This window comes from Nocardia sp. NPDC049526 (assembly GCF_044465765.1).
Classification (GTDB): Bacteria; Actinomycetota; Actinomycetes; order Mycobacteriales; family Mycobacteriaceae; genus Nocardia.
Genome location: NZ_JBITMA010000002.1, coordinates 168,273 through 182,516 on the forward strand (window position 1 = coordinate 168,273; position 14,244 = coordinate 182,516).

The following is a 14,244-nucleotide window of genomic DNA, read 5'->3' on the forward strand; positions in this document are numbered from 1 at the left end:
AATGAACGAAGAATGGGGAGGAGAATTTTATCCCTGGATGTTGTTGTCCCCGGATGGAACTCTCCTCTTTGCGGGTAGGTGTGCAGGTGCGAAAGTCGATGACATAGCTGGAAGAAAGCGTCACACCCACAACATTCGGTGCCCGTTTACGGCATCCGGGAAGGAATTCCGCATGAGTAAAGTCGTTTTCATCACCGGCGCCGGACGCGGTCTGGGCACCGACCTCGTCCGCGCAGCCATTTCAGCCGGTCATCAGGTCGTGGCCACCGGCCGCCGCCCCGAGGACGTCGAAAAGACCCTGGGCGGACCGCAGGACAACCTGCTGGTTCAGAAACTGGACATCACCAGCCTCGAGGACGCGCAGGCCGCCGTGCAGACCGCCGTCGATCGGTTCGGTCGCATCGACGTCCTGATCAACAACGCCGGGAACTTCTTCGCCGGTTACTTCGAAGAGGTCTCCCCCGCACAGATGCGCCAGCAGATCGAGACCAACCTGTTCGGTCCGATGAACGTCACCCGCGCCGTCCTGCCGGTCATGCGTAAGCAGCACGACGGCCATGTCATCACCATCTCCTCCTCCGCCGGGGTGATCGGCCAGGAATTCTGCGCCGCGTATGCCGCCTCCAAGTTCGGTGTTGAGGGTTGGATGGAGTCCTTGCGCTATGACATCGAGCCGTACAACATCCGCACCACGATCGTGGAGCCCGGCTTCTTCCGTACCGAGCTGCTGGTGGATTCCTCCACCAGCTGGCCCGAGCTGGCCATCGACGACTACGCCGAGCGCACCGGTCCGACGATCGAGGCATGGAAGAGCATGAACGGCCGGCAGAGCGGCGATCCCGCCAAACTCGCCCAGGCGCTGCTGACCATCGCCGAGCAGGACCAGCCGCCGTTGCGCTTCGTCGCCGGCGCCGACGCCATCGAGGGCGTCGAGGCCAAGGCCAACGAACTGCTGGCACAGGCCCAAGCCTCCCGCAAACTGGGCGATAACCTGGCCTACGCAGACGCCACCGCCTGAACACCGAAACCGAAACCGCGTCAACCGACGTCACTGGGTGAGCCAGGTCCGGTTCGGCCCCGCCCAGTGACCTCAGGCTTAGCAGACCTAACACTCGCGCGACAGAAAGTGGACCATGCAGATCGGCGTCGTCTACCCACAGATCGAGCTCCGCGGAGATCCGAACGCCCTCCGGCGGTTCGGGCGCGCGGTCGAGGAGCTGGGCTTCGACCACCTCCTCGCCTACGACCACGTCCTAGGCGCAGTACACAGCGATCGGACACCTCGGCTCACAGGTCCCTACACCGAGCGCGACCCGTTCCACGACCCGCTGGTGATGTTCGCCCATCTGGCCGCCGTCACCGAGCGCATCGGTTTCGCCACCGGCGTTCTCATTCTTCCGCAACGCCAGACGGCACTCGTGGCACGGCAGGCCGCCGATGTCGACCTGCTGTCGGGTGGTCGATTGCGCCTCGGTGTCGGGGTCGGCTGGAACTACGTCGAGTACGAGGCCCTCGGTCAGGACTTCCGTACCCGCGGCGTCCGCCAGGAGGAGCAAATCGAGCTGCTTCGCCGGTTGTTCACCGAACCGGTCGTCGACTTCGCAGGCCACTTCGATCGAGTCGACAGAGCCGCGCTGGTGCCGCAACCGACGCGGTCCATCCCGATCTGGCTCGGGGGATCCAGCGAAGCCGCGTTCAACCGAGCCGCCCGGCTTGCCGACGGCTTCATATTCTTCAGTCGCAATGGCCCCGACGGCGCGATCGACGCCTGGAAACGGCTGCGTGATCGCATCATCCGCCTCGACCGATCGGTCGAAGACTTCGGCGCCGACTACGTAGCAGATGGCCAGGTCGACATAGGCAAGCTCATCGCGGAAATCGACAGCTGGCGCAGTGCTGGTGGCACCCATATCTCGTTGGCCACCATGGGTCTCGGCCTCGAAACCGTCGACGGCCACATCGACTACCTGACCTCGGTTGCCGACAGGCTCCGGTTGTCGTGATACGCGCTGCCCGTGCCGCAATGGCAACGATGACGGCCGTTGTAGCTCCCGACCCGTGCGAGGGCTGTCAGTCGGTCGACAACCGGGATGGTGTGCTCGGCGAATCGTGCTGAGCCGACAGAAGATCCCTCCAGTGACAAGGCCCTTATATGACGCGGATGTCGAAACCCCGCAAACGCATGTGGCAAGGACGGACACCCGCTGACCGCGCTGCGCACCGACGCGCCCAATTGATCGAAGCCGGCGCCGATCTCCTGGGACAAGTCGGCGCAGCAGGCACATCCATGCGCGGCGTCTGCCGCAGAGCGGCGCTGAGCGAGCGGTACTTCTACGAAAGTTTCGCCGGCCTCGACGAACTCATGATCGCCGTTCTCGACGAATTCTACGAGCAGACCGAGGTCCTCACCCCGGATGACATCGCCGATGGTGTCGCATATATGGTCACTCGTCCCCGCCACACTTCTATCGGCGAGCTGTGGATCATGCCCACCGACCAGGCGTGACCGAATGTGTCGCCCGACCAGAGCCCGAGCACCCGGGTAAGACGGGTGCTCGGGGCTCGATAATGTCGAAGCGGGTCCGGGCACAGGTCACACTGCTGAGGCCACGACCATCGCTGTTTGCGACGTGGTGGGGCCATGCGACTCCGAATTACTCACGACACGTCGTCGCTGAAGAAGTGGATGGCGATCCCTCGCCACCTCCCGAAGGCCGGATCAGCGCGGCGGTTGGCTCATGTCGCGGTTCATCTGTGGGAGTTCGATGCTGATCGGCATCCGTAGTTCGGCCAGGTAGATCAAGGCTGCTTGCCGGAGGAATTCGTCGAAAAGCCAGTAGGCATCAGGCGCCAGTGGGACGACGGGCAGCAGGCCTTCGCGGACGGCGATGAAGGGGCCCCAGCTCACATCGAGCAGCGGACCCCAGACCGGTTCCCTCGGAATGGACAGTCCGTCGGCGATCTTGTCGCCGAGCAGGAAGCGGGTGAACGCGCCGAGGACCGGCTTGCTGAGCACGGTCAGGTCGAGGTTGACACCGAGTCGCAGGAGCCGGTCGGCCAGTTGGGCGCCTTCGGGAGTCGGCGCCAGTATCGGATCCAGAACCTGTGCGGCCTGGGAGTTGGCTTCGGCCCAGGAGTTCGGGATGTACTCGTCGCGGATGCCGAGCATATGCGCGCAGATCTGCCACGAATGCAGGAATGCCTCCGACTCCGCGGCGGGGATCGGCACCTTCCACGCGGTCAAATGCTTCATGACGGTGGTGGGCAGACTGTGCCAGGTGACCATCATGTCGTTCTGGCTGATCGGAACTTCTTCCTCGGCGGAGTGCACCCAGTGTGGGGACTGCGGCAGCAGGTGACGCACCGCCGCATGCACCAGCCGGGTCTTGACGCAAGTCACGACCATCTCACCATCGGGAGCGTAGGCATTCGCGGTGCCGATGTCGTAGCCGAGTTTGGCGGTCTTGGAGATGCGGTCCTTCAGATCGTGACCGCCCTTGGAGTAATAGACCGCACGCGCCTCTTTGGGAATGACCGTGCTCATCATGCCGCTGGCCAGCCCGTACAGCACCCCGAGATAGAGGCCTCGCTTCTTGTTGAATTCGACCGCGGTGGCCAGCCTCCCCTGATCGGCCCACGGTGGCAGCTGGCGGGCGTACTCCATGAAGTCCCGCAGCTCCGGCGGCAGACCGGTCGGCAAGGGCTGACCGTTCCTGGTCCAGGTCCGCAATAAATCGTTGACCCTTGGCACCTCGCCCCGGTCGAGCAGTCCTGCGACCAGTTCATCGGCCTCCGGATCCCAGACGGTGAGCGGGTCCGCACCTTCCCCGGTGCCCGCCACCGAACCCTGCGGTGACCACGTCCACGGCTCGGCGCGCGCCGGGGTCACCATGGTCAGTGCGCCCAACGCGCCCAATACCCCGCCGGCCTTCAATGCGTTACGCCTGCTGAGTCCATCCATGTCTTCGCTACTCCTCATTGAGCCCGAGCACCGACGCGCATGCAGTGCATGCAGGCAGCGACGGTTGCGCTGCTTCATCAACCAGAATGTTCATTAACATAACAGGCTTGGCGGCCAGCCCGTCGGACTTTTCGCGATTTTGGTCGAACTCGCGACTCTCGAGGCGAAACCGACCACACGCAGTGCGTAAAGGCGGCTAAACAGCACGGCGGCAGGGATTTTCGCAAGGCGGTACGCCACAACAGCGGAGGCCCGAAGCCGAGGGGCGCGGTCGCGGCAACATAGCGCCACGGCTCCACGGGCATCTCGAATCAATAGTCACTTAATGCAGCGGAATGTCGTATCGGAAATGCACTTCAGCGATCAAGCCGCGGTCGTAGCGGCCGCGCAGCACGCCTGAATATCCAGTGCCCCGTCCAGATTGGTTGCGCCGGTAACCGGGTGCCGGGTCGATCGCGCGGCCGGGCCGTCGATGGTGCCGGTGGAGGTGGTGCACCCTCCACCGGCCAGATCTACTACCGAATCCGGGATCGCAAGCAGTCCATCGAGTTTCGAGCGTTCCCGCAGACGCTGCGACCGCGCCGGCCGAGTGCGAAACCGTGTGTGTCGAGCACGTCTCCCCCACACAAACGGCGCGAAGCGCACCACAGCTACCCGATTACCTACCCTAGGCGCGGCGTGGGTGTTGGCTGGTTGATGGTCGTAAAGTATTGAGCGGCGGCCATAATGGCGATGGCGCCGAGGCCAGCAAACCCGTCGCCGAGCTGGTGAGCGATCTGCACATCACCCGTTCGCACTCGAGGCCACGAGTGTCCGACGACAACCCTTACAGCGAACCGAATTTCAAGACCCTGCAGTACTGTCCGGCGTTCCCGGACCGGCTCGCCTCGATCCGCGAGGCCGACCGGTTCTCCGCCGTGTTCTTCACCTACGACAACAGCCCCCATCGACATTCCGGTATCGGATTGCGCACTCCCGCAACGGTTCACGATGGAACCGCCCACCAGATCCGCGCCGAACGCGGCGGTACTCATTCGACACGATTGAGCGCGTCACTGGGGTGCCCCGGCCATGACCGTGATCAGCCGACTGGTGTGGTGAGGTGGATCGGGAATGCTTCCAGATCGTTTTGGGTCAGCACGGGCAGGTTCCGGATTGCCGTACTCGGCACCGCCAGCTGCAGGTCGGGGAAGCGGGTGAACAGCGATTGCCTCTTGCCAAGGGTGGCGCGCCGGTAGTACGCCGCTGTCACCGCCGCAGACAACATGAGCGCGACAGCGCCGGCGCCGATCGCCAGTGGGATACGGAAGTCGTTGGGGGCGTACAAGACCGCGACGACGGTGATGGTGGCGGCGACCATCGGAGATACCGACCACGTTCGAAGTGGCAGGCGGCCACGCTGGTCGGCGGGCTTTGGGAGCCGGCCGTGAGGCTGATCCGGTGACTGTGACAAGTCCGTGCTACCGCCCTCGCGTGCTCATCAATAGGGGAAATAGCTCATTCCCCTGACACCCCCACCCCGCGATCAGCCGCAGCCGAAGACACAGACCGACAACCGGTTTCGAATGTCGGGGCCTGAGCGTAGCGTCAGCCCACCGCATCCGCGACTGGACAAGCGCTCCACAGCGCGCCCCAATGGGGCGCCTCGGCCGCGAGTCGCGAGATCGAACCGAAAAGCGGCAGGCAGCTGCTGGCCACTCGCTGGGTGTTCACGCTGCGGTAGCGATGCTTGCACGGTCGGCTCGGCCCGACCCGACGCTGGGCGAGCGGTTGTGCTTGTACATGACGGTGACGCCGGGACATTCGGTGGATCTCGCCGATATCGTCGCCGTGATGAACGCGGCGGGCATGGCCCGGTTCGAACTGCCCGAACGCCGACTGGAAAACGTTGGCGCAGAATGCATCTGGCCCGACAATTGCGCTCCCGAACGCCGACTACGCACCCGTTGTGCCGAACCCGGGCAAGATTATCTCCGGATCAGCGGGCCCGCGAGATCGAGGAAGGCGCCACCCTCAGCGCGGCCGCATTGCGAAACCTCTTCGGCCACAACGTGACTCGACTCGACGAGAAGTGGCGCAACCTCCCGTCCACGGCATGGAATGCCGAGGTGCGCACCGCACAGTGCCGGATCGTGCCCGCCGCCGAGACCGCATCGATGCGCACACGGGAGGTCTGGATCCATGCGGTCGATCTCGCCGATGGCGGCCGCTTCGGCGACTTTCCCACTGTCGTGCTCGACTCATTCCTCGCCGATATCGTCGGTATGTGGCGCAGGAAGGGCCTGGGCGAAGGGCTGACGCTCGCCGTAGACGGGCGAGAACCGATTGCGGTGCAGCAGGATTCGACTGCGGCAAGCACCCGCTTCCCGCAGTGGTGCGATGGGCGGCCGGTCGCGGAGCGGTCGGGGTATCGGTGCGGGAGCACCAGGCCGGTCCGCCGCCATGGCTGTAACAGCTAGCTCGGAATAGATAGCCCCGCCGAACAGATGAAAAATCAAGCTTGGGAGGTCATCTGTCTCGGCCTGATGCACGTCACGGCGCCTCGCCACGCCCCTGGCGGCTACCCGCGTAGGCGAACTCGCGCAGTTGCTGGATGACTTTCGGCACTATCTCGACCTCGTCGGGATGATTGAGCATCGGATCGAAGTAGTCGGTCCGCTGCTCGCCCTCGGCCAGACGCAGGTTGATCTCGGCGAGTTTGCGGGTCCGGCCGCCGATGGGGCTGCCGATCAGATCGAAATGCACCTCGTGCTCACCCAGGTATTGCGCGAGTGCTTCGATGGAGGCGGATTTCGGTTGTGCCGCATCGGGTTCGGCGAATACCCAAGTAGGCATCGAATTGCCGAAACGGTACGGCATCAGGCTGCCGTACCTGGCGCGGGCCCAGCCAGTTGCGACGGTGAACACGAACCGTCCGACCGTGCTGCGGCCCGTGGTCGCAAGGGCGAAGTCCCATGGCTTGTTGTCGCGATCCAGGACCCGAAAAGCGAACCCGAGCACATCCGGTACGGGCCCCGGCAGCCCAGCGCCCTTCGACAGGCGGGCGATAACGGCCCGTTCTCCGCTGCCGAACAGGTTCTCGAACTCGTATTCGGCGTGCAACCGGCCCGACAGGTGCAGTCCGTCAGGATGGAAGACCCGCGCATGCCGGAGCTTGGCCCCGGCTGCGAACGCACTTCGCACGACTGTGGCAGATACATCGACCATGGCGAGTCCTCCGGGTAGACGACGTGTCGTTTCCCGGTTGCCCCGCGCGTCGCCGGATAAACGGCAGGCGCTCTCGAGACAGCGGTGGCCCGACCCGGGTATCGGACCATCGCCGCCGGAAGCAGATACATTCCTACCGATCTCATGGAGTTCTGAGAGGTTGCCGTGCATGATCCAATTCCCGACTTCCGGCAGCCTAAACGACACTGCGCCGCCTTCGGTGTGACTTGCTGGGTGTGTGTGGCACCTAGCCGGGTTGTGCCCTGTTTGGCTGGGCGAGATCTGACCAGAATCAGCTCATGCATTCGCGAGAGAGGATTGGTATGGATCATTCGAGGAGACCCATCGATACCGCAGATGTTGTCGGTATGTGGGTTACGGCCGATGGGCACATTCGGCAGGAATTGCGCGCAGATGGTCGCTATGACGAAGCCAGGGGCTCGCGTCGCAGTGCGTACACCGGACGCTACACCGTGACGGGAAATCACCTCGATTACGTGGATGACCTTGGATTCACCGCGACGGGAGATATTCGTGACGGAGTGCTCTACCACGAGCACCTCGTCCTGTACCGAGAGGAGCAGGCATCGTGACGCAGAGCAAGACAGTATTGATCACCGGGGCCAGCAGCGGCATCGGGGAAGCCACCGCGCGAAAGTTGGCTGCCGACGGTCATCAGGTGTTCCTCGGTGCCCGCCGCGTCGACCGCCTGGAACATCTTGTCGGTGAAATCACCGACGCTGGTGGGCGGGCGGCGTGCCGCAGTGTGGATGTCACCGACCTGAGCGACGTTCGTTCGTTCGTGAGTACCGCCCACGAGCGTTTCGGCCGCATCGATGTCATGGTCAACAACGCGGGCGTCATGCCCCTGTCGCCGCTGAACGCGCTGAAGGTCGACGAGTGGAACCGCATGCTGGATGTCAACGTGCGTGGCGTGCTCCACGGAATCGCCGCCGCACTTCCGATCATGCAGGCGCAGGGCAGTGGACACTTCGTCAACCTCGCCTCGGTCGGCGCCTACGAGGTGGTCCCGACCGCGGCGGTCTACTGCGCCACGAAGTTCGCCGTCCGGGCGATCTCCGAGGGGTTGCGCCAAGAATCATCGGGCGATGTCCGCGTTACGACAATTGCACCCGGTGTCACGGAATCCGAACTGGCGGACAGTATCTCGGATGACAAGGCTCGTGAGGAGATGCAGACGTATCGGTCGGTGGCGATTCCGGCGGCCGCGGTGGCCGATGCGATCGCTTTCGCGATAGGTCAGCCGGCCGAGGTCGACGTGAACGAGATTATCGTTCGTCCGTCGGCGAGTGCGCAGTAGCCGACCTCGATATGGTCCCGCGGTGGCCGTTGGCTCTGGGACGGCCACCGCGTTGCGTCGAGACAGGTGCTCTGCGCGGCGTCGCCTGGTTGGGTGGGTGCATTGCGCCCACCCAGGAGCAAGGCTGCGGAACTACCCTCGAAGCATGTCGTCCAATGAGCTCGGAGATTTTCTCCGGTCGCGTCGTGCTCAGGTTTCTCCCGAGGAAGTGGGGGTCCGCACCTACGGCGTTCGTAAGGTCGCGGGTCTTCGGCGTGAGGAGGTCGCGTTCCTCGCGGGCCTCAGTTCGGACTACTACACGCGTCTGGAGCAGGGCCGTGAACGCAACCCGTCCGCGCAGGTGCTCGACGCACTCTCGCGTGCGCTGAGGCTTGACGCTGATCAGGAGTTGCATCTGTACCGGCTGGCCCGGTTGGTTCCGGCGTCCCGGGGTGCCAGCGGACGGGAGCCGGTGAGCCCGATGCTTCTGCAGCTGATGGACACCTACGACTCGACTCCGGCGTTTGTGCTGAACCGGACGCTGGACATGCTGGCCTGTAACCATCTGGCCGAGGCGCTGTTCTCGCCTTTCTCCAAAACGGACAACCTCGTGCGCATGGTGTTTCTCGATCCCGCCGGCGCGGAGTTCTACGCGGAGTGGCATCGTGCGGCGCAGGCCACGGTCGCGACGTTGCGTCTGGCGGTTGGGCACGACCCCGACGATGCTCGGCTGACCCAGTTGGTGGCTGAAGTTTCGGCGTCGAGCCCGGTGTTCTGCCGGTACTGGGAGCAAGGCCATGTCCGGGGGAAGACGTTGGAGGCCAAAGAGCTCGTGCATCCGGACGTGGGAACCCTGAGCTTGACGTTTCAAGCGTTCGATGTGCGGGACAAGCCGGGGCAGCAACTGGTGATCTATCAGGCCGAGCCTGGGTCACCGAGTGACCACGCCTTGAAACTGTTGGGGTCGCTTTCGGCGACGAAATACCGCGAACGCCGGGACTCGGACGCCGGCTTCCACAATCGCGGTTGACGCAGACGATCGGAGCGAAAATCGCCGCCGAAACGCCTGTCGTGGCGCGTAGCGGTTCGACACCGGCGCGCGCCGGAGGAGCGGATATCCCGCTCCTCCGGTGGCAAAACTACTGGCGTGGCGCCTAATCGATGAGCGAGGGCCATTTGGTCATCCGATAGCGCAGGTCGATGTGGTCGCCATTCTCTGAGAAGGTTCCGTCGCCGCGATGGTGGATCTCCCCGGCGCCCCTTTTCGACTCGTCGAGCCAGGCATGCTCGGCCTGCACGATCCACAGTCCGTAGTCCTCGACGAGTTGGTCATCGACGACTCGACATTCGATATTGGCGAAACACTCCACCACCAGGGGCGCGGCAACGGAGGTTGATTCGGCGGGAGTGAGGCCGAACTGGGCCCATTTGTCTGTCTCCACGCCGGATATGTTGCCGACGTCCACGACCTGCTGCGCGAGCTCGGCGGACGGGAAGGCGATCACACATTCACCGGTATCGCGCAGTACCTCGAAGCTGTAATCCCATGGACCCAGGACGAACCCGATCAGCCCGCCGTGGCGAACCGGCATATTGAAGCCGTTGGTCATCAGATTGGCTTGTTTTCCATCCGAAGTCGAAATCATGAGCACAGGCCCGGGTTCGATCAGCCTGTGCACCTTCGACAGCGGGTATGCGATGAATCCGTTCGGAACAGCCACGCGCTTCTTCCCTTCGAATAGTGTTGACTACCTCCAGCTTCGTGGGTCCGACACAGATTGGCGTGGCCCTGCTGCACCCCCCTTGTCCGCAGGACCGGCAGTGCCCGGATTCGTGGCAAGAGTTGCGAACCCGAATTCCTGCGGCGAGATCCGCGGAATGCCTGCATATGCCTGGGTGCGCTGCTCCTATGCAGGTTGCGTCCTGTTAGCTGTCGCTCTAGTTGCCGAAGATGGATTGCGTACTTCCGAGAACCGGAAAACACATTCATTAGGAGAAACATCATGAGCCAGGTCATCAGCGGAACCCCCCTCGCGGGCCGCGTCGCCGTCGTCACCGGCGCCTCCAGCGGCATCGGCGAGGCCACCGCCGAACGACTCGCCGAGCTCGGCGCCAAGGTAGCCCTCCTCGCCCGCCGAGGCGACCGCATCAGCGCCGCCGCCGACCGCATCAGCGCCGCCGGGGGCACCGCCCTCGCCGTCACCGCCGATGTCACCGACCGCGCTGCCCTGCAGGCCGCCGCGGACCGGATCCGCACCGAACTCGGCCACGTCGACCTGGTCTTCGCCAACGCCGGCGTTCAGCTGATCTCCGAGATCGTCGAGCTGAAAGTCGAAGACTGGGACGCCCAGATCGACCTGAACATCAAAGGCGTGATGAACACCATCCAGGCATTCGTCACCTCCCTCGTCGAGGCCGCCGCCGACGGCAAGCCCGCCGACCTGATCACCACCTCCTCGATAGCCGCCACCCGCGTCCTCGAGAAGTTCCAGGTCTACTCCGGCACCAAGGCCTACATCAGTCAACTCACCCGTCTGCTGCGCACCGAACTGGGCCGCAAGAACGTCCGCGTTTCCACGGTCGAACCCGGCATGGTCGATACCGAACTGCCCGACCACGTCACCGACCCCGACGCCAGCAAGCTCATGGCCGACCTCATCGACCAGATCGACGTCCTGCGGTCCGAAGATGTCGCCGAAACCGTCGCCTTCGTCGCCGCCGTCCCCAAGCACGTCAACCTCACCGAAATCACCATCCTCCCCACCGCACAAATCATCTGACCACTGTGCCGCCCTCTCCGGCATGAGAGCGGCACGGACCTGTCCAGCTTTCGGCTCCGGTGCACATTCCGCGGTGCTGGTCCCGCGCGAGTACCAGCAAGCCCGCGCCCACCAGGTCGAAGTATCCGTACGGTCCCCGGATCACCTGGGGCCGATGAGGAGTCGGCGCTCGGTCACCGTGCTGGTGGCCTGCCGACCGAGGTTCCCAGGGTCCATCACCACCAGCGCCGTAGCTGGTCGCGGGTCCGGAGAGGGCCCGCGACCAGATACCCGCTGTGCGGCGCCGGCCCTGCACAGGTCAGGCGGCGTCGAGGGCCGCGGTGATCTTGCGGGCCATCGCAGCCACGGCGGGGCTGGGCTCGCCCCTGCGGGGCCCGGCGGCGGCTTCGACGGCCACCAGGACGGTGCCGCGGAAGTTGTCGGCCTCGTCCGGATATTTGCCGAGCAGGCTCATGGCTGCGGTCAGGCTCGGCAGCACCTGGTCGGCGAGTTCGGCGACGGACTTGCCTGGCAAGTGAATGTCGTTGGACTTGGCGGCGAGCACGTGCCCGACCAGCCCAGTCGCCGAGGTCAGGGCAATGGAGCCGTGCGTGATGCCCTTGTGCGACGCACCGGAGGCGGCCATCAGCGACACGGCGCCGTAGGCGGCGGTGCGCAGGGTGCTCTTGTCCTGGTCGGTCAGGGTGATGGTGATGGACATGTCGTGTACTCCTCGAAATCGGTTGTGGCACCGACTGGAACCGTGTCGGTGCCGGTCGTTTTGTTCGATGTACACACTGTCGCCGGGCTGACTGACACCGGCCTGACACACACCTGACACCTCCACTGACACCGCGATCGGCCGTCATCGATCCGCGTGTCCACCGAACCGGGAACGGTCCGCCCCGATCGACCCGACTACCGGTAGCAGTAGGAGTCGGAGGAGGCGTCGCCGCCCTGGAGGCGCACCTGGTGCACCCGCAGACCTCGAAAGTCCTCGTCGTGCGGGAAGAACGACTCGTCGATGGTCATTCCGCCGTCGGGATCGGCGTGCAGCACGGCCATCCAGGCGCCAACCCCTTCTGGATAGAACTGGTCGTCCCACGTGCTGTAGAGCGAGTTGGTGAGGTAGACCCGCTGACCGTTACGGCTGATCTCGACCATCTGGGGGCCGCCGGCCAGCGGCTGGTTCGGCGCGGCCGGGTGGGCGGTGCGGCCCACGATCCCGCCGAGCCGGACCGACCCGGTCTGTTTCGGGTTAGCCGGATCGCGCACGTCGAACTGCTCGAGCTCCCCGGTACCCCAGCACGAGACGTAGAGGTATGCGTCGTCGACCGACAGGTCGATATCGCTGACCAGCGGCGGCACCGCACCGAACGGTTTCAGCGCCGGCGGCAGCAGGTCCGGATCAGCCGGCTCGGCGGGGATGGTGATCACCTTGTCGACCGCCCACACTCCACCGTCGCGGTGCCAACGCCACACGGAGGCCGACAAATCCTCGGTCGATATCACCACGCCGACGTACCCCCAGGTGGCGTCCGGATCGTGCGAAGGACGCAGTTCGAGTGGCATCTGGTAGTGCTCACCGAGATCGATCCGCTGCTGGTGCCGACCGGCGGTGAGGTCCCAGAAGTGGATCGCGTGGCCGTACTTGTCGGCCAGCAGCAGCTCCGGATTCAGCCCGTCCTCGATCATGGACGGGGTGCCCCACTCGCTGCTGATCAGCGTGTTCTGGTTGAGATGCCACCAGGCGTCGTACGCGAGGTATTGCGGCCCGCGGTCGGTCTCCCATTGCCGCAGCACATCGAATGTGCCGTGATCGAGCAGCGCGATCCCGCCCGGCCCCTCCGATCCGTCTGCACCGCCGAGGCAGGTCATGAACACACCGTCCGGCCCGCAGTGCAGCGTGTGCGGACGGGAGTAGCCGGCCCTGGCCGCGAGCTCGGAGCTGTCCACGATCTTGGACAGGGTGGGCTGGCGTGGGTCGGGCTGGGTGTCGAACACGTACAGGTGCGACGAGCGCAGACCCGGCACGATCAGGTATCGCCGAGCCAGCCCGTCGATGTGGTGGCCTTCGTGCTTCAGCGCGCTGCTGCAGGCGTTCCAGCCGAAATGGTGCAGCTCGTTGCCCAGGTGGGGTACCTCGGTCCAGCCCACCACTCTGCCGTAGGTGGCCGAGCCCGGATCCACATCGACTACTGACAGCGCATCCGGCTTCTGTGCCGCCCGGTCGAACGCAACGACGTATGCGAGCCGCTCCGGTGGCGCGGCAGCCGCCGCCGCTGCGCTCCGATAGAAGGTCGGGTCCATGTCTGAGTGATTCATTTCCAGCCTCCTTCATGTCGATGTGCGGAGACCCACGCACCTCGCCCGATCCGGCGGTTCCGAGGTGGGCGCGACCCGTGAGTCGCGTGTCGTAATGGCGCGGGCAGGCAGTAACCAGTCTCGGCCTTTCGACATAGATCCACCAGCTACCACCGGTGCGGGGGCAGAGCATGCGATCGGGCGTAGTCGTTTTCCGGGAAGGCCGGAGGGGCGAGTTCGTGATGGGAGTCGAACAGCAGGAGAAGAACGACAAACCGAATTTGCCCGCGAAGGTGCGCGCCAACTCGTGGAACAGGCAAACAATTCATACCTGCCCTGGAGCGGCTCGATCGATAAACAACAAGGCCAGAGGATCCGAGTCGTCCTCGAGCGGCTCCGATTACGCGACGGCCAATTCATCAAGGGCGCAGGTGAATTCCGATTCAAGGCAAGAATTCACACACGCAACAACGGAGGCGTTCACTTCGAGACTCGATTGCCGGAGAAAGGGCGCGGACAAGCCGGGCCGCAATCAACTGGACACCCACCGGATTCATCGGGCAGATGTTCGCCACAATGAAACCGTTCGCTCCGCCGCCCCCGCCCGGTGCGCTGCCACCACCGATGTGGGGCGACGAGACGCATGTCCGGTCGCTCTTGGGCGACCGCGTCGCCGACCTGGAGTTGCGATGCGAAAACGCGGTCATCGACAG

At 64.5% G+C, this 14,244-nt stretch carries 14 protein-coding genes and 2 pseudogenes; 9 read left to right on the forward strand and 7 right to left on the reverse strand.

Features of this window, described 5'->3' with window-relative positions; all coding sequences use genetic code 11:
- Nucleotide 1 precedes the first annotated feature (1 nt).
- The 3 genes from ACIBW7_RS05655 to ACIBW7_RS05665 all read left to right on the forward strand — a co-directional run bounded on the left by ACIBW7_RS05655 (nucleotide 2) and on the right by ACIBW7_RS05665 (nucleotide 2,506).
- A complete protein-coding gene (locus tag ACIBW7_RS05655; RefSeq protein ID WP_397044497.1) occupies nucleotides 2-1,018 on the forward strand; it encodes an SDR family oxidoreductase in 1,017 nt (338 codons plus the stop codon).
- A gap of 115 nt (nucleotides 1,019-1,133) precedes the next feature.
- Nucleotides 1,134-2,003, forward strand: a complete 870-nt coding sequence (locus tag ACIBW7_RS05660) for an LLM class F420-dependent oxidoreductase (protein WP_397044499.1) — start codon at nucleotides 1,134-1,136, stop codon at nucleotides 2,001-2,003.
- 158 nt (nucleotides 2,004-2,161) lie between these two features.
- On the forward strand, nucleotides 2,162-2,506 hold the full coding sequence (locus ACIBW7_RS05665; protein WP_397044501.1) for a TetR family transcriptional regulator: 345 nt from the start codon (nucleotides 2,162-2,164) through the stop codon (nucleotides 2,504-2,506).
- Nucleotides 2,507-2,719: 213 nt separating this feature from the next.
- Here the strand turns inward: ACIBW7_RS05665 and ACIBW7_RS05670 are convergent, their stop codons facing one another.
- From ACIBW7_RS05670 to ACIBW7_RS05680, 3 genes are all read right to left on the reverse strand, one after another.
- The gene (locus ACIBW7_RS05670; protein ID WP_397044503.1) at nucleotides 2,720-3,961 is read right to left on the reverse strand and encodes an oxygenase MpaB family protein; all 1,242 of its coding nucleotides are present in this window, start codon (nucleotides 3,959-3,961) and stop codon (nucleotides 2,720-2,722) included.
- Nucleotides 3,962-4,623: 662 nt separating this feature from the next.
- Nucleotides 4,624-4,995, reverse strand: a complete 372-nt coding sequence (locus ACIBW7_RS05675) for a hypothetical protein (RefSeq protein ID WP_397044505.1) — start codon at nucleotides 4,993-4,995, stop codon at nucleotides 4,624-4,626.
- Nucleotides 4,996-5,042: 47 nt separating this feature from the next.
- Nucleotides 5,043-5,321, reverse strand: a complete 279-nt coding sequence (locus ACIBW7_RS05680; protein ID WP_397044507.1) for a hypothetical protein — start codon at nucleotides 5,319-5,321, stop codon at nucleotides 5,043-5,045.
- 514 nt (nucleotides 5,322-5,835) lie between these two features.
- Between ACIBW7_RS05680 and ACIBW7_RS05685 the strand changes: the two are divergent.
- Nucleotides 5,836-6,413: pseudogene (locus ACIBW7_RS05685) on the forward strand (maleylpyruvate isomerase family mycothiol-dependent enzyme); the annotation flags it as partial.
- 80 nt (nucleotides 6,414-6,493) lie between these two features.
- Here the strand turns inward: ACIBW7_RS05685 and ACIBW7_RS05690 are convergent.
- Entirely contained in the window at nucleotides 6,494-7,168 is a 675-nt protein-coding gene (locus tag ACIBW7_RS05690) for a phosphodiesterase (protein ID WP_397044509.1), read from the reverse strand.
- A gap of 323 nt (nucleotides 7,169-7,491) precedes the next feature.
- On the opposite strand from ACIBW7_RS05690, the gene ACIBW7_RS05695 reads away from it, so the two are divergent.
- From ACIBW7_RS05695 to ACIBW7_RS05705, 3 genes are all read left to right on the forward strand, one after another.
- Entirely contained in the window at nucleotides 7,492-7,761 is a 270-nt protein-coding gene (locus ACIBW7_RS05695) for an Atu4866 domain-containing protein (RefSeq protein WP_397044511.1), read from the forward strand.
- Entirely contained in the window at nucleotides 7,758-8,489 is a 732-nt protein-coding gene (locus tag ACIBW7_RS05700; protein ID WP_397044512.1) for an SDR family oxidoreductase, read from the forward strand. The genes ACIBW7_RS05695 and ACIBW7_RS05700 overlap by 4 nt, the downstream gene beginning before the upstream one ends.
- 145 nt (nucleotides 8,490-8,634) lie before the next feature.
- Nucleotides 8,635-9,498 carry a helix-turn-helix domain-containing protein gene (locus ACIBW7_RS05705; protein WP_397044514.1) on the forward strand — a complete coding sequence of 288 codons (864 nt, stop codon included), beginning with the start codon at nucleotides 8,635-8,637 and terminating at the stop codon, nucleotides 9,496-9,498.
- A 124-nt stretch (nucleotides 9,499-9,622) separates the two neighbouring features.
- On the opposite strand, the gene ACIBW7_RS05710 is transcribed toward ACIBW7_RS05705, so the two are convergent.
- Nucleotides 9,623-10,189, reverse strand: coding sequence for a flavin reductase family protein (locus ACIBW7_RS05710; protein ID WP_397044515.1), 567 nt, complete (start codon nucleotides 10,187-10,189; stop codon nucleotides 9,623-9,625).
- 282 nt (nucleotides 10,190-10,471) lie between these two features.
- Here ACIBW7_RS05710 and ACIBW7_RS05715 point away from each other — a divergent pair, with 282 nt between their 5' ends.
- Nucleotides 10,472-11,248, forward strand: a complete 777-nt coding sequence (locus ACIBW7_RS05715; protein ID WP_397044517.1) for an SDR family oxidoreductase — start codon at nucleotides 10,472-10,474, stop codon at nucleotides 11,246-11,248.
- Between the two features lie 298 nt (nucleotides 11,249-11,546).
- On the opposite strand, the gene ACIBW7_RS05720 is transcribed toward ACIBW7_RS05715, so the two are convergent.
- Complete coding sequence (locus ACIBW7_RS05720; protein ID WP_397044519.1) at nucleotides 11,547-11,948, reverse strand: hypothetical protein; 402 nt, start codon at nucleotides 11,946-11,948, stop codon at nucleotides 11,547-11,549.
- 197 nt (nucleotides 11,949-12,145) lie between these two features.
- Nucleotides 12,146-13,552, reverse strand: coding sequence for a selenium-binding protein SBP56-related protein (locus ACIBW7_RS05725; RefSeq protein WP_397044521.1), 1,407 nt, complete (start codon nucleotides 13,550-13,552; stop codon nucleotides 12,146-12,148).
- 510 nt (nucleotides 13,553-14,062) lie between these two features.
- On the opposite strand from ACIBW7_RS05725, the pseudogene ACIBW7_RS05730 reads away from it, so the two are divergent.
- Nucleotides 14,063-14,242: pseudogene (locus ACIBW7_RS05730) on the forward strand (SAM-dependent methyltransferase); the annotation flags it as partial.
- Between the last annotated feature and the right edge of the window lie 2 nt (nucleotides 14,243-14,244).